Source organism: Actinacidiphila sp. bgisy160 (assembly GCF_057707815.1).
Window position 1 is genome coordinate 1 of the sequence record NZ_JBYIQW010000075.1, and the last position, 14,602, is coordinate 14,602.

The window sequence follows — 14,602 nt, forward strand, 5'->3', positions numbered from 1 at the left end:
ACCATCACGACATGACGAGCTACACGATACGTGCGTCCCGCCCCGAAGAGTGGCGTGCCCAGCGGGCACTGCGGCTGGAAGCGCTCAAGGACCCCGCCAGCCGGGTCGCCTTTGTCAACACCCATGACACCGAGGCCGCGTTCACCGACGAGGTGTGGCAGCAGCGAGGGCAGACGCCGTCGTTCATCGCGGAGGACGCGGCCGGCGAACGCGTCGCCAATGTGGCCGTACTGGTGGAGACGGGCGAGGAGTTCGCCGTCCCGCAGACGCATCTGGTCGGCGTGTATGTGAGGCCGGAGTTCCGCGGCACTGGGCTGGCCCGGGATCTGCTGGGGGCGGCGATCGAGTGGTCGTGGCAGCTGCCGGAGAAGGTCGGCCGCGTGAGGCTGTGGGTCCACGAGGACAACCACCGGGCGCGGGCGTTCTACGCACGCCTCGGTTTCGTCAGGACCGGGGAGACGATGGCGTTCCCGCTCGACGAGTCCCGTACCGAGTACGAGATGGTGCTCCACCGGCCCGCGTTGGCACGGGGCTGAAGCCCGGACCCGCCTCGGCCGAGGAGCGGGCGCGCGCACGCCCGCCCCCTTCGGCGAGGCCGAGAGGGCGGTCCACGGGCGGCGGCTGACTCGGGCGCCGGTCCTGTGCCCGCGCGTCGGCCCGGAAAGCGGGGGCGGAACGCGACGGTCGGTCTATCGTCGAGCGGCGTACGTGGGGGCCACAGGAGGTGTTGCGGTGCGGGCGACCCGGTCACGGATCGACGCGGCGAAGCTGCCGATCGTCCTGGGACTCTCCATCGCTTTCACGGTCGCGGTCGTCGATCCGCTGATGTTCAGCCTGAACTTGCCGCAGGTGAGCCGGTCCCTCCACGTACCGCCGCAGCTCATCGGGTTTCTGAGCGGGGCGGCGACACTCGTGACGGCCGCCGCCGTCCTCGCCATGGGTGGCCTCGCCGACACCCTTGGGCTCAAGCGCCTGCTGATGCTGGGGCTCGTCGCGGTCATGGTCGTCAACCTGCTCTCCATGCTCTCCCCCGGTTTCGGCTACCTGCTGGCGATGCGCTTCCTGGACGGCCTGGGGCTGGCCACCCTGCTGGCAGCGTCGTTCGCCCTGCTGAAGGTGTCGGTGCCGGCAGAGATGCGGCCGACGGCCATCGGCGTCTTCGTGGCCGCCGAGATGATCCTGTGCGGGGTGACTCCCGCGCTCGGGGGCTGGGTGGTGGCAGCCGTCGGGTGGCGGTGGCTCTTCCTGGTCACCCCGCTGCTGTCGCTCCTGTCGCTCTGGCTGACGGCCAGGTACGTGCCGGAGCCCCCCGCCGGGCAGCGCCACCCGCTCGACGTGGCCGGCGTCTGCCTGGTCGGCCTGATCCTCCTGGCCTTCGTCATCGGCATCGCCGCGGCGCAGAACGGCGTCTCCCGGCCGGAGGCCTGGCTGCCGCTGGCGATCAGCCTGGCCGTCGCCGGGGTGTTCGTGCTCCACGAGCGGCGCACCCAGGAGCCCGTCCTGGACGTGGAGCTGTTCCGCAGTCGCGCTTTCTGCGTGGCCCTGGCGGCGAACCTCACGTTGAACTTCATCGCCGGCGGGTTCGGTTTCACCCTGGGGCAGTTCGGCGGCGTGGTGCTGTCACTGCCCCCGCAGACCATCGGCCTGCTGTACCTGCCCGGCACCCTGCTGATCGCCGGCGCTGTGATCCTGGCCGGGGTTCTCATCGGCAGATACAGCCCGCGGCCTGTGATGGTCACCGGCCTGCTGGTGATGGCGGCGAGCGGGCTGCTGATGGCGGCCACCGCCGGCCCCACGATGGCGCTGTGGCTGCTCGTGCCGGCCACCTGGCTGAGCGGTCTGGGGTCACTGGTCACCTCCACCGCGGTGTCCGAGACGGTCCTGTCCCACGCGCCGGCCGGGAAGTCCGGGACGGTGGCCTCTGTGCAGCAGGCCTTCGGGATGACCGGCTACGCGCTCGGGCCCACCGTCTACCTGCTGCTCTTCAACCTCTTCTTCCAGCGGGAGTGGATGCGGGACGCCAAGGCGCGCGGTCTGTCGGTCACCGAAGCCGAGGAGGCCGTGGACGCCGTGCGCAGCGGGATGGTGATCGGTCCGAGTGGCGCCGGGTACGACCCGAACCTGCTCCGGCAGGCGTCCGGGCTGAAACTCGGTCTGGACTTCACCGACGGACTGCGGCTCACCATGCTGACCGTGAGTCTCCTGCCGCTCCTGCTGGCGGTGGCCGCCCACCTGCTGATGCCCCGCCGCAAGGGGTCCCGGGCATAGAACCCGGCTCGTTACCGCACACGGGACCGGCCCGGCCGGCGACCGGCTGACCGGGACGCAGCGGACCGGCACTCAGGGCAACCGCACCGCGTCCGGGATCTCGTCGAGGAGCGCGGGCGGCTGGGAGCCGAGGACGAGACGTGCGTCGGCGTGCTGCCACAGCGGTCCGCGCCAGTGTTCGCGGGCCTGTTCGGGGGAGCGCAGCACGGCCAGGGTGGGCAGGCCGGCGGAGGCGCCGGTGGCCAGGAGGTCCGGGAGCTCCGGGATCGGCGCGAGGGCGGCGATGTCGTCCAGCACGAGGGTGATTGGTGGGTCGAGCCGACCGGAGGATGACCGTGCGGCCATGCGCCGGCCGTGCTCGACCACGCTGGAGACGAGTGCGGTGAGCAACGACATCGCACCCGGGTGGGTTCGCGGGTCCTCGTTGGGCTCGCCCACCACATAGAGCGTGCCCAGATCCTCGAGGAATGACTCCAGCTCGAGGCCGTCCGTGCGTCCCGGATTGCAGGCGTCGCGGATGTGGACGGAGCCGAGGGACTCCAGGGCCCGGTGGACGAGTGCCTGGGCGGCGTCGCGGCGGTGGGCGTGGGCGTGGAGGACGGACTCGAGCTCACCGCTCCAGCCGGAGGCGGCCTTGGGGTGCGTGCGCAGGATGCGGACGGCGTCCTGCCCGGAGGTGCCTCCCGCCCAGCGGTGCACCTGGCGGAACGGCTGGCCGTCGACGGCGGCGGCGTGCAACCAACAGCGCAGCAGGGTCTCGGCGGCGTCGAACATCGCGGCGTCGACCGCGGCGCGCGGCCGCACCGGGAAGAGCAGCGCGCGGGCGCGCGTGACGGCGGTGGGGACGTCCGCGCAGCCCGAGTGCGGGGCCCAGCGGAGCCGCGCCGGGGTGTCGACGAGGTGGGCCGGGTCGTAGACGTGGACCGGGCCGAGTTTGGCGCGGCTGCCGACGGTCTGGTGGAAGGTGTCCGGGTCGGCGGTCGTGACGAGGACCGGGCCCGCCGCGTTGAGGACGGCCGGCTGGACGAGACGCTTGCCCTTGTCGCTGCGGAGGGCGGCGAAGGCCGCATAGGTGCGGGTGAGTTCGCGGTCGGTGGTGACGGAGGGACCCGCGGGACCGGCGGCAGGGGCGTCGGCGGCCGGTGCCGTCGGCATGGTGGCGGCCGGTCCCACCGGTACGGGTTCCGGCTCCGGGGCGACCGCCTCAGGGGCCTCCACGGGGCGCTGCGCGGCCTGCCGGGGCCGGACCGGGGTCTCGGGCTCCACGGCCGCCTGCGCGGCCTTCAGGGCGGCCGTACGGCGTGCAGCGCGGCGCAGCCGGGTGCGGGCGATGGCGCCCATCACGAAGACCGTGAGGACGAAGAGCACCATCAACTGCCCGATGAACACGCCCCAGAACAGCCCGGAGCCGGGCAGCCCCTCCGGCGGGGCGGGCCGCCAGGCCCCGGCGATGTCGTGGGGGTCGGCGACGAGGTGGCGCATGGCCACGGGCGTGCGCGTGAAGTGGACCTCGGCCGGCCACGTCCCGTGGGAGACGAGGCCGGCTATCCCGGTGCCCGTCCACACCAGGATGGTCATGCCGAGCAGGAAGCCCATGACGCCGAGGATCAGCCCGTCGGGGACCCCGCCCTCACGCCCCTGGCCGTGGTGCTGCGCTCTCGCCATGGTCAGGTCCCCGTTCAGGCCACCGCGTCGTCGGCCAGCTGCTTTTCGAGGGAGACCCGGGGCTCCTCGAACCCGTCCGTCCCGTCGTGCCCGTCGGCCGAGGCCTCGGTCATGGCGCGGTCGGTGTAGACCAGCGGCCGCTCGCTCTCGGTGATGAGGTGCTTGACGACCTGCACGTTGCCGTTGACGTCCCAGACGGCGATGCCGGGGGTGAGGGTGGGGATGATCTCCACCGCCCACCGGGGCAGGCCCAGCACCCGGCCGGTGGCGCGCGCCTCGTCGGCCTTCTGGGCGTAGATGGTGCGCGTGGAGGCCATCTTGAGGATCGCCGCGGCCTCCTTGGCGGCGGCGCCGTCGACCACGTCGGAGAGGTGGTGGACGACGGCGACGAAGGACAGGCCGAGACGGCGGCCGAACTTCAGCAGCCGCTGGAAGAGCTGGGCGACGAAGGGGCTGTTGATGATGTGCCAGGCCTCCTCGACCAGGAAGATGCGCTTCTTCCGGTCGGGGCGGATCCAGGTGTGCTCCAGCCAGACGCCGACGATCGCCATGAGGATCGGCATGGCGATGGAGTTGCGGTCGATGTGGGACAGGTCGAAGACGATGAGCGGGGCGTCGAGGTCGATGCCAGCGGTCGTCGGGCCGTCGAACATGCCGCGAAGGTCGCCGTCGACGAGCCGGTCCAGGACGAGGGCCACGTCCAGGCCCCAGGCGCGGACGTCCTCCAGGCCGACGTTCATCGACTCGGCGGAGTCGGCCACGGGGTGCCGCAGCCGGTCCACGATGTCGGTGAGGATCGGCTGGCGGTCGGTGACCGTGTCGTGGACGTACGCGTGGGCGACCTTCAGCGCGAAGCCGGAGCGCTCGTCCAGGCCGCGGCCCATCGCGACCTCGATGATCGTGCGGAGCAGCGCGAGCTGGCCCGTGGTGGTGATCGCCGGGTCGAGCGGGTTGAGCTTGGTGCCGCCGTCGAGGGCCGCCATCGGGTCCAGGCGGATGGGAGTTATTCCGAGGGCCTTGGCGATGAGGTTCCACTCGCCGACGCCGTCCTCGCCCTGTGCGTCCAGGACGACGACCTGGCGGTCGCGGAAGCGCAGCTGGCGCAGGACGTACGTCTTCTCCAGGGCCGACTTGCCGTTGCCGGACTCGCCGAGGACCAGCCAGTGCGGGGCGGGGAGTTGCTGCCCGTACAGCTGGAACGGGTCGTAGATGTAGCCCTTGCCGGAGTAGACCTCGCGGCCGATGATCACGCCGGAGTCGCCCAGGCCGGGCGCGGCGGTCGGCATGTAGACGGCCTGGGCCTGGCCCGTGGAGGTGCGGACGGGGAGCCGGGTGGTCTCCACCTTGCCGAAGAGGAAGCTGGTGAAGGCGTCGGTGATCGCTGCGAGGGGGTCCAGCATGGCCATGGGGGGAGCGCCTCCTCGGCGTCAGCGGTCGTCGCGCCTGGGGCGCGGGCTCCGGCGTGGCATCGTTGTCCCTGTCGTCCTTCCCATTAGCGCCGTCCCTGGAGACGGAGCGTCAAGTGCGCACAGGCGCATGGTGCTACCTCCCGGCCCCTCAGCGGCGGATGCCGGTCGCGAACGGGAGCGTGTTGACGAACGCCCGGTGGTGCTCACGGTCGCACCACTCCAGCTTGAGGTACGACTTGCCCGCCGAGGCGCGGATCGTGCGCTTGTCGCGGGCCAGGGCCTCCGGGGAGCGGGACGAGACCGTGATGTAGCCGACCAGGTTGACGCCCGCAGCGCCGGAGGCGAGGTCCTCGCCGCGCTGGTCGATGCGGGTGTGGTGGGCGATGTCGCGGGGGTCGACGACGCGGTTCATCTTGGCGGCGCGGCTGGCGTCGGCGTCGTCGTTGGTCTTCTCGGTGAGCATGCGCTCGATGGCGACGTCGGTCGGCTCGAGGTCCATGCAGACCGCGACGGTGCGGATCACATCCGGGGTGTGGACCAGCAGCGGGGCCATGAAGTTGACGCCGACGGGGGTCAGCGGCCACTCCTTGACCCAGGCAGTGGAGTGGCACCAGGGGGCGCGGGTGGCCGATTCGCGGGTCTTGGCCTGGAGGAAGGTCGGCTCGGTGGCGTCCAGTTCCGCGGGCCAGGCGTTGCGGCGGGTCATCGCCTGGATGTGGTCGATCGGGTGGTCCGGGTCGTACATGGAGTGGATGAGCGAGGAAAGCCGCGCCTGGCCGAGCGGCTGCCGGACCCGGATGTCGGCCTCGGTGAGGCGCGCGCAGATGTCGGTGAGCTCGCGGGCCATGACGGCGGCGATACCGGCGTCCTTGTCGAGGGCCTTGCGGCCGCCGCCCGCGGCACGGGCGATGGCGTTGCCCTCGGCGGCGAGTTCGCGGCTGTAGTGCATGCACGCGACGAGGTAGGCGCGGTGCTGCTCGGACGAGGTCGACACCATCGACTGCAGTTGGTCGTAGGAGTCCTTGAGCCACTGCTCGGCCTTGTCGTCGCCGCGCTGGGCGACGTCCTTGGCATGCGCGTCGGGGTCGGCGGGGAGGGTGCGGGCGAGCATCTGCAGCCGGGTGACGAAGCCGTCCCCGTTGGCGACGTGCTTCAGGAGCGTGCCGAAGCGCTCGACCAGGGCCTCCTGGTCCTCGCTGTCGCGCAGGCCGACGCCGGGGCCCTCGATCTCGATGGCGGCGGTCACGGTGCGCCGGTCGACGTGCAGCAGCACGGCGATCTCATCCGGGCCGAAGGGCGCCGACAGCCAGGTGATGCGGCCGATGCCGGGCGGCGGCCCGATCTCCACCTCGCGTCCGTCGAGCCGGGTACCGGCCTCCGCGGCGGCGGAGCGGTACGTCGCGGCGGTGCGCAGGGTACGGCGGTAGCTGCGGTTGATCTCGAACCAGCGGTAGAAGGTGCGGCGCCGGTAGGGCATGTAGACGGCGGCGAAGGCGAGCAGCGGCCAGCCCGTCAGGCCGAGGATGCGCAGCGGCAGCACGGGGATCAGCAGGCCGCACATCATGCCGAGGAACGCGCCGGCGATGATCAGGGCGATCTCGCCGGTCTCGCGGTTCTTGCCGACGATGGCGTTGGGACGTGCCTTGCCGATCAGGTACGTACGCCGCTGCTGCGGCGGGGCGTAGGGCTGGGACGTCACCGGCTTTCGCCTCCTGCTGTCTTGCTGGGTCCGCCGCCGTTGCCGCGGTCAGGGGTCGTGCGCGGCGCGGGGGTCGGTGCCTGCGCGGTGCCGTTGCGGCTGCTGTGCGCGGCGATGCCGCTGGGCACGGCGTTCGCGGGCTGTGCGGCGCCGCCCGTGGCCTGCTCCTGGGGACCGCCGCGGCTGCTGTGGGTCTTGATGCCCTGCTTCACCAGCGCGGCCGGGGAGGAGATGACGGCGGCGGCCTGGGACTCGGCGCTCGCCTTGCGGTTGTTGCGAAGGCTGGCCACGTCGTCGCCGAAGCCGGGGACGAAACGGTAGATCATCGCGCTGGCGAAGATGGCCAGCAGGATGATGGCCAGACCCGACACGACCGCGCCGAAGGCGGTGGGCCCGTCGGAGCCGCTGAGCGCGCCCGCGAGGCCCAGCACGACCACGATCACCGGCTTCACGAGGATCACCGCGATCATGATCCCGGCCCAACGGCGCACGTGGTGCCACATGTTCTTGTCGACCAGGCCCGAGTACACGGCGGTGCCGAGCAGCGCGCCGACGTACAGCAGGGCGGCACGGATGACGAGTTCGAGCCACAGGACGCCGGCGGCGAGCACGGACACCAGGGAGACCACGATCAGCATGATCGGGCCGCCGCCGATGTCGGAGTCCTTGGTCAACGCCTCCTGGAACGAGCCGAAGAAGGTTTCGGTGCTGGCGGACGTGCCGGACGCGATGACCTCCGTGATGCCGTCGGTCGCGGACACGACTGTGTAGAGGATCAGCGGCGTGAAGGCGGAGGCGATCACGGTCAGCCAGAGGAAGCCGACCGCCTCGGTGAGGGCCTCCGTCAGGGGCACCCCGCGCACGGCTCGCTTGGCGACGGCCAGCAACCACAGGAGGAGCGTGAGGAAGGTGGAGGCGGCGAAGACGACGGCGTACTGGGTGAGGAAGGCCTTGTTGGTGAAGTCCACGGCGGCGGTCTTGTTGACGGCCTTGGACAGGCCGTCGATGACCCAGGCGGCGGCGTCGGCGCAGCCGCGCGCGAGCGAGTCGAGGGGGTCGAGCGGGTCCGCCACGGATGGGGTGTGACCGGAGCCGCCACCGCTTTCGCAGTAGTCGCGTGCGGGGCCGACGATGAGTTCGCACTCGTCCTTGCCGCCCGATGGGGAGGGGGTCGGGGACGGTGCCGCGAAAGCCCGTGCGGACCAGAGCACCGCCACCGTCTGCAGGGTGACCAGGGCGGCGCCGATCGTGGTGGCATGGCGCTGGTTACCGGGCATAGGTGAAACCCCCATACTGGTCGACGGCGTTGGCGATCTCGTCGGCAGTCGATGCGGTTCGGTCGCTGTTGACTGGCGCGGGGCCGTCCTTCTGCGAGAAGCTCTCGACCTTCCAGTCCTTGTCCGCCCAGCGCAGCTTGAGCGTCATCGTGAACCAGTCGTTGGCGACCGGGTTCGTGGAACCCTCGCCGGCGGTCCCGAACACGCCGGTGCACCAGACCTCCACCGTCGCGGTGTCGCCGCGGAAATCGGTGATCCTGGTGCCCACGGGGACGGTCCGGGAGACGTAGGTCATGCCCTCCGGGGCGTTGCCGTTCTCGTCGAGGCCCAGCTTCGCGAGGAAGTCCGTCGAGTAGGCGTTGTCGAGCTTGGTCTGCAGTCCGTCCACCGTGCCGTTGGTGAAGAGCCGCTGCACGATCTCGTGCCGCCGGTCCGGGTTGAGGATGTCGGCGGACACCAGCGCCACGGCGTAGTTCGCGGCGGCGGACTGCGCGCCCTGGTCGGTGCGGGCGTAGCCCGTGGGGATGCCCGCGTTGTTGCCGTTCACCGGCTTCGTGCCGGTGGGCGATGTCGGCTGGGACCGGGCGCCGTTGGAGGAGTCGCCGCTCCGGCCGCCGCTGCCAGGGGAGTCGGTCGGGGAGCCGCCGCCGCGGTTGGCGAAGGCGATGGCGGCGATCAGCAGCACGATGACGCCGACGACCGCAACGAGGTTGCGGCTGGAGCGCTGTGGGCGGCGGGAGGGGCCGCCCGTGCCGACCGGGGGCTCGGGGAGACGGGTACGCGTCGGGGGGCCGTCCTGGCCGAGGCTCATCGGGGGCTCGCCCCCTCGGGGGTCATCGGGTGAGTGGGCATCAGCAGACAGCCTCGGGTGGGGTGCGGGGCCGGGACGGGCCCCTCGGGGACAGTGCGCGGGGATGGGGCGGAGTCCGACGCGAGGCCGCTAGACCGCCATCCCGTAGACGATGGTGAAGAGCGTGCCGAGGGAGCCGATGATGAACACGCCGGTCAGGCCGGCGATGATCAGTCCCTTGCCCTGCTCCGCACTGAAGGTGTCGCGGAGCGCCGTCGCTCCGATGCGCTGTTTCGCCGCGCCCCAGATCGCGATGGCCAGGCAGAGCAGGATCGCCACTGCCATGACCACCTCGATCATGACGCGTGCTTCGTTCCCCAGAGAGCCGAAAGGCCCCCAGTCCGGGGCGATACCACCGATGATGGTGTTGATGTCGCCCTTGTCGGCCGCCAGGAACATGAGAACTCACCACCACGCTAGATCAGTTGGCGTCCTCGACGGGGCGCAAGGAGCCAAGGTCTATCTTGGCGGAGGATGCCGCCGTCGTATGTCGACTCGGCGACTTTCTCAGCCGATTCCCCTGTGTGATCCGGGCCGCAGCCGTCAGACTGGACACGCTGGCGTGCGATCCCGTGTTCGATGAGACTTTGTTGACTACTCTGTGTATCACGGTGGTGAGCGGAGGGCAACGATTGGCGATGCTGCGGGTGGGGATGCTCCCCAGGGCCTGGTGCACCGTCACCTTCCGCGCCGGGCAGGGTGATGCGACGAAGGGGTGGGGTGGGTGACGGCGGCTTCGCGGACCGCGCGGAAGGCCTGGCTGGTGTCGGTGGTCGTGGGTGGCCTCTTCATGTCGTTCGTCATGCTGCTCGTCGTCGGTACGTACCTGGTGGCGGCCAGGCTGACCGGCGGAGGCGGGGCGGTGACGCTGGCCAGGGGGGCGGTGCCGGCGGCGTACCAGGACCTGGTGCAGAAGTGGGGGAACCTCTGCGGGGCCATCAACCCGGCGCTGCTGGCGGCCCAGCTCTACCAGGAGAGCGGCTGGAACCCGAGGGCGCAGAGCGCCGCGCGGGCGCAGGGGATAGCGCAGTTCATCCCGGGGACGTGGGCGACGCACGGCGTGGACGGCGACGGCGACGGCGACCGCGACGTGTGGGACCCGGCGGACGCCATCCCCTCGGCGGCCTCGTACGACTGCCAGCTGGCCGGTTACGTGAAGGACGTGCCGGGGAACCCGACGGAGAACATGCTCGCCGCCTACAACGCGGGCGCCTACCGGGTCATCCAGGCCGGCGGGGTGCCGAGGATCCGGGAGACCCAGAACTACGTACGGATCATCACGACGCTGCAGAAGAGCTTCGCGGCCCCCGTGGGACCGGTCGGGCCGTCGCGGCAGGCGGCGGGCGCGATCTACTACGCCCAGCAGAAGCTGGGGACGAAGTACCTGTGGGGCGGGAACGGCACGCCGGAGCAGGGCGGCCGGTTCGACTGCTCGGGTCTGTCGAAGGCGGCGTACCACTCGGTGGGCATCGAGCTGCCGCGCGTGGCCAACGACCAGTGGAACGCCGGGCCGCACCCGAAGCGGGACGAGCTGCTCCCGGGCGACCTGGTCTTCTTCGCGTACGACCTGACCGATCCGCGGTCCATCCACCACGTGGGGATCTACGTCGGCGGCGGCTACATGATCAACGCTCCCTACACGGGCGCGGTGATCCGCTTCGACAAGATCGACACCCCGGACTACATCGGGGCGACGCGTGTGACGGCGGCGGGCGCGGCGGCGGTGTGACGGTCGCGTGCCCGCCGCGGCGTCGCGGTGGGTGAACACCCGGCCCCGGCATGCGGGAACGTGTCTCCCTTCGATAACGCCTTGGTGATCATCCGGTGGAGACCGGAACGCGGCGTACCGTGCCACCCGTTGGACGGGGGAGAATCGACTCCCACACGGACGTGCACGGGGGTGCGGCGGAAGACAGTTAGGGGACACCGGTGGCAGAGCTCTCGCTGGACGGCTCGAACCCGGACGTCAGCCTGCTCCGCGACATCAACGGGCTCGCGAAGGGCGCCCCGCGCTGGTTCGACCGCGTGATGGAGGCCGTCGGCGAGTACGGCCTGATCGTGCTCATGGTGCTGATCGCCGGCTGGTGCTGGTGGCGCGTGGCGCGCCGCAGCGGCGTCGAGGCGCCGACGGCCGTGGCGGGCGTGATCTGGTCCGGGCTGGCGGCGTCGATCGCGCTGGTGCTCAACATCCCGCTGCGGAACTTCGTGGAACGGCCCCGGCCCTTCGTGGAGCACGAGGGCATCGACGTCCTCGTGAAGGGGAAGACCGACTTCTCCTTCGTCAGCGACCACGCGACCTTGACGATGGCCGTCGCGATGGGCCTGTTCATGGTCAGCCGCAAGTGGGGCCTGGCGGCCATCGGGGTCGCGCTGGCCGAGGGCTTCTGCCGCGTCTACATGGGCGTGCACTACCCGACCGACGTCCTGGGCGGATTCGCGCTCGGCACGGCCGTGGCGCTGCTGCTCGCCCCGGCGGCGCTGGCGCTGCTGACCCCGCTGACGAAGGCGGTGGCCGGCTCCGGCCTGGGCGTGCTCGTGCAGGCGGCGCAGGGCCGCCCGGAGGCCCACCGGGGCGAACCCTACCCGGAGCCGTCGGCGGCCGACAAGGACCTGGCCGCCTGACGGCCGGCGGCGGCGGGCGCGCAGCCGCCTACAGCGCCTGCTGGAAACTGAACAGCCGTGAGGGGTCGTAACGGGCCTTCAGGCGGGTCAGCTTGTCGGCGGCCGAACCGTAGTAGGCCGCGCGCCAGTCGGTCAGCGTGGCGTCGGTGTAGTTCTGGTACGCGGCGCCGGAGGCGTGGCGGCGCATGGCCGAGTGGAGCCCGGCGAGCCAGCCCGTGGTGCCCGGGGCCTCTATGTACTGCGCCAGGAAGCGCGAGCGCCGGTGCACGAAGGCGGTGGCCGTGGGCGAGACCCGGTTGACGGCGCCGCCCAGGGCGGTGAGCGAGACACTGCCGGAGCCGGAGCGGAGCCCCTCCACCTGCGACAGGAGTGTCTGGATGCCGGCGGCGGAGAGCGAGCGGTCGTAGAAGTCGGAGCGCGCCGCGTAGGTCTCGCGGCCGAGCCGGCCGGAGGGGCTGCGGCCCGGGGTGTTGCCGGGCAGGTGGCACTGGGCGGTGCTCAGGTTCGAGCAGCCCGCGTACGCGAGGGCCGCGTCGAGGTAGGAGCGCGGATGCAGGGAGACGGTGGCCGCGGAGGCGCCGACGCGGTCGGCGAGCCGGTCGACGGCGTTGGCGAGCCCGTCCCGTGAGGTGATGCCCACGGTGGCGATGCTGATCCGTGGCGACCCGGTGCCCGACTTGTCCAGGTGCAGGGCGGACCAGATCTCGTCGGGCTGGGTGGGGCCCCACTCCTGCCAGGCGCTCAGGACGGCCGCGGCCTTGCTCCACGGCCAGGTCAGGTAACCGGTGACGACCTGGGGGGAGGCCTGCGTGTCGAACGTGAGCCGGGTGACCACGCCGAACTGCCCGCCTCCCGCGCCGCGCAGCGCCCAGAACAGCTCCGGGTTCTCGCTGGCGCCGCAGCGCAGTACGCGCCCGCCCGCCGTGACGATCTCGGCGCCGGTGAGGCTGTCGCAGGTCAGCCCGTACGCCCGGCTGAGCACGCCATGGCCGCCGCCGAGCGTGAGACCGGATATGCCGACCGTCGGGCACGAGCCGGCCGGCAGGGTGCGCCCGCTCGCCCCGAGCCGGGTGTAGACGTCGATCAGCTTCGCGCCGGCCCCGATGGTCGCGGTGCCGCCGGAGAGACTCACCGAGGCCATGGCGGAGACGTCGAGGACGAGCCGGCCCTTGCCGCCGGAGTAGCCGGCGTAGGAGTGCCCGCCGTTGCGGACCGAGACGGGCACGCCGGTGCGGCGGGCGAAGTCCAGGCACTCGCGGATGTCCTCGGTGCCCGAGACGTAAGCCACAGCGGCGGGGCGCTGCCCGTCGAATCGGGTGTTGTACAGCAGGCGCGCGGTGGCGTAGTCCGCGTCGTCGGGCAGGACGAGGCGGCCGTCCAGGGTGCGGCCGAGGGCCTTCCAGTCCGGGCGGACCGTCGGCGAGGCGCTGGGTGAGGCGGCCCCGGTGGCCGTCGTGGCGGTGCCGGGGGTGCCGGGTGCGGGGCTGCCCGCGTGCGCGGGGCGGCCGCTCTCGGGGGTGCAGGCCGCGGCCGGCCAGCCCGCCGCGGCGATGCCGGCGCCGCCGCGGATCAAAGTTCGTCGGTTCAAGGTGGGGCCTCCCGCTCCGCTTCCCCGTGTGGTCGTCCGTGAGGACGGTGGGGAACGGGTGACCGGTTGCGGGTGGGGAATGTGACGTCCGCCGGGCCGTCGTCAGCCCTGCTCGTGCTCGGTGGCGTCACGGCGGGCGCGGTCGCGGGCGCGGCGGGCCGGGCCCCGCCAGCCGCAGACGCAGGTCGCGTGGGAGAATGCGCCCTTCTCCATGGTGGTCGCCCGGTGGAGGGGCGGGGGCGGATCACTGGGTGGCACGGAACAAAGCTACCGGCCGTGACGCGGTGCCCTGACCCTCGTTATGCCCGACGACGTCCGAGGCGCGGCATGGTGCGGGGGGTTGGCGGAGATGGGGCAGCTCGGTCGGGCGACTGCGGCAGCCGTGGGTCTCGGGTTGTGCGCGCTGGCGGTGGCGGGCTGCTCGGCCGGTGGTGAGGCCGTCGAGGTGGACAGCGTCCCGGTCGACGCCGGGGGAACGCTGCGGCAGGCGGTGGACTCCCTGGTCGCCGCGGGCAGCTCGAAGGTGCGCACGTCGATGGAGATGGCCAGCGGCGGTACGAAGATCGCCATCAGGGGCACCGGTTCCTTCGACTACGCCGAGCGGCGCGGCCGCCTCCAGGTCGTCCTGCCGCAGGACGCAGCCGGGGACGCCGATCACGAGCCGGTCACGGAGCTGCTGACGCCCGGCGCCCTCTATATGAAGAACCGGGGCGAGGGCGTGCCCGCCGACAAGTGGGTGCGGGTCGACACGACCAGCCTGCCGGACGGCAACCTGGTCACGGGCGGCGCGACCGATCCCCTGATGGCCGCGGAGCTGCTGCGGGCGGCCCGCGAGGTGCGGCAGGCCGGGACGGAGACCCTGGACGGCGTGCGGGTGCGGCACTTCCGGGGGGTCACGGACATCGCGGAGGCCGCGCGCCTCGCCTCCCCGCCGGCGCGGGCGGAGCTCGCGGCCGCGGCGAAGGGTTTCACCGTGACCCGGGTGCCGTTCGACGCCTGGCTCGACGAGGACGGCCGGCTGCGCAAGGTGCGGCAGCGCTTCACCTTCAGCAACGGCCGGGGCGCGGGCGCACGGAGCGCGCCGGCCCAGGTCACGGTGGTCTCGACGACCGGGATGTACGGGTTCGGGGCGCCGGTGCGGGTCACGCTGCCTCGCGGGACAGACATCTACACGGGGAAGATCGTTTCTGCCACCGGCCCCTGAGGGCTTGCCGAAATGGCCCG

General features: G+C 72.0%; 13 protein-coding genes. 5 read left to right on the forward strand and 8 right to left on the reverse strand.

The window, feature by feature from the left end; all coding sequences use genetic code 11:
- Positions 1-536 (forward strand): GNAT family N-acetyltransferase (locus AC3EUJ_RS34100; RefSeq protein WP_431968363.1); only part of this gene is annotated, 536 nt, incomplete at its 5' end.
- A gap of 196 nt (positions 537-732) precedes the next feature.
- Entirely contained in the window at positions 733-2,268 is a 1,536-nt protein-coding gene (locus tag AC3EUJ_RS34105) for an MFS transporter (RefSeq protein WP_431968365.1), read from the forward strand.
- Between the two features lie 72 nt (positions 2,269-2,340).
- On the opposite strand, the gene AC3EUJ_RS34110 is transcribed toward AC3EUJ_RS34105, so the two are convergent.
- From AC3EUJ_RS34110 to AC3EUJ_RS34135, 6 genes are all read right to left on the reverse strand, one after another.
- Entirely contained in the window at positions 2,341-3,933 is a 1,593-nt protein-coding gene (locus AC3EUJ_RS34110) for a type IV secretory system conjugative DNA transfer family protein (RefSeq protein ID WP_431968367.1), read from the reverse strand.
- 14 nt (positions 3,934-3,947) lie between these two features.
- On the reverse strand, positions 3,948-5,333 hold the full coding sequence (locus AC3EUJ_RS34115) for an ATP-binding protein (RefSeq protein ID WP_431968411.1): 1,386 nt from the start codon (positions 5,331-5,333) through the stop codon (positions 3,948-3,950).
- A 157-nt stretch (positions 5,334-5,490) separates the two neighbouring features.
- Positions 5,491-7,041, reverse strand: coding sequence for an SCO6880 family protein (locus AC3EUJ_RS34120; RefSeq protein ID WP_431968369.1), 1,551 nt, complete (start codon positions 7,039-7,041; stop codon positions 5,491-5,493).
- A complete protein-coding gene (locus AC3EUJ_RS34125; RefSeq protein WP_431968371.1) occupies positions 7,038-8,318 on the reverse strand; it encodes a hypothetical protein in 1,281 nt (426 codons plus the stop codon). Before AC3EUJ_RS34125 ends, AC3EUJ_RS34120 begins: the two co-directional genes overlap by 4 nt.
- Positions 8,308-9,129, reverse strand: coding sequence for a DUF8175 domain-containg protein (locus AC3EUJ_RS34130; protein WP_431968373.1), 822 nt, complete (start codon positions 9,127-9,129; stop codon positions 8,308-8,310). Before AC3EUJ_RS34130 ends, AC3EUJ_RS34125 begins: the two co-directional genes overlap by 11 nt.
- 129 nt (positions 9,130-9,258) lie before the next feature.
- Entirely contained in the window at positions 9,259-9,567 is a 309-nt protein-coding gene (locus AC3EUJ_RS34135) for a hypothetical protein (RefSeq protein WP_319140882.1), read from the reverse strand.
- A gap of 391 nt (positions 9,568-9,958) precedes the next feature.
- Here AC3EUJ_RS34135 and AC3EUJ_RS34140 point away from each other — a divergent pair, with 391 nt between their 5' ends.
- Positions 9,959-10,897, forward strand: coding sequence for a C40 family peptidase (locus AC3EUJ_RS34140; protein WP_431968413.1), 939 nt, complete (start codon positions 9,959-9,961; stop codon positions 10,895-10,897).
- Between the two features lie 200 nt (positions 10,898-11,097).
- On the forward strand, positions 11,098-11,790 hold the full coding sequence (locus tag AC3EUJ_RS34145; protein WP_431968375.1) for a phosphatase PAP2 family protein: 693 nt from the start codon (positions 11,098-11,100) through the stop codon (positions 11,788-11,790).
- Positions 11,791-11,818: 28 nt separating this feature from the next.
- Here AC3EUJ_RS34145 and AC3EUJ_RS34150 read toward each other — a convergent pair whose 3' ends face one another.
- Together AC3EUJ_RS34150 and AC3EUJ_RS34155 are read right to left on the reverse strand one after the other, a co-directional pair.
- Entirely contained in the window at positions 11,819-13,378 is a 1,560-nt protein-coding gene (locus AC3EUJ_RS34150; RefSeq protein WP_431968377.1) for an FAD-binding oxidoreductase, read from the reverse strand.
- Between the two features lie 102 nt (positions 13,379-13,480).
- Positions 13,481-13,636 (reverse strand): hypothetical protein, encoded by a 156-nt coding sequence (locus tag AC3EUJ_RS34155; protein WP_431968379.1) that lies wholly within the window; start codon positions 13,634-13,636, stop codon positions 13,481-13,483.
- Between the two features lie 91 nt (positions 13,637-13,727).
- Between AC3EUJ_RS34155 and AC3EUJ_RS34160 the strand changes: the two genes are divergently transcribed.
- On the forward strand, positions 13,728-14,582 hold the full coding sequence (locus AC3EUJ_RS34160) for an SCO4651 family lipoprotein (RefSeq protein ID WP_431968381.1): 855 nt from the start codon (positions 13,728-13,730) through the stop codon (positions 14,580-14,582).
- Positions 14,583-14,602: the final 20 nt, after the last annotated feature.

Bases quoted from the DNA above. Each gene is read 5' to 3' on its own strand.
- AC3EUJ_RS34135 (WP_319140882.1), bottom strand. From the start codon at position 9,567: ATGTTCCTGGCGGCCGACAAGGGCGACATCAACACCATCATCGGTGGT.
- AC3EUJ_RS34115 (WP_431968411.1), bottom strand. From the start codon at position 5,333: ATGCTGGACCCCCTCGCAGCGATCACCGACGCCTTCACCAGCTTCCTC.
- AC3EUJ_RS34160 (WP_431968381.1), top strand. From the start codon at position 13,728: ATGGGGCAGCTCGGTCGGGCGACTGCGGCAGCCGTGGGTCTCGGGTTG.
- AC3EUJ_RS34125 (WP_431968371.1), bottom strand. From the start codon at position 8,318: ATGCCCGGTAACCAGCGCCATGCCACCACGATCGGCGCCGCCCTGGTC.
- AC3EUJ_RS34140 (WP_431968413.1), top strand. From the start codon at position 9,959: ATGTCGTTCGTCATGCTGCTCGTCGTCGGTACGTACCTGGTGGCGGCC.
- AC3EUJ_RS34130 (WP_431968373.1), bottom strand. From the start codon at position 9,129: ATGAGCCTCGGCCAGGACGGCCCCCCGACGCGTACCCGTCTCCCCGAG.
- AC3EUJ_RS34110 (WP_431968367.1), bottom strand. From the start codon at position 3,933: ATGGCGAGAGCGCAGCACCACGGCCAGGGGCGTGAGGGCGGGGTCCCC.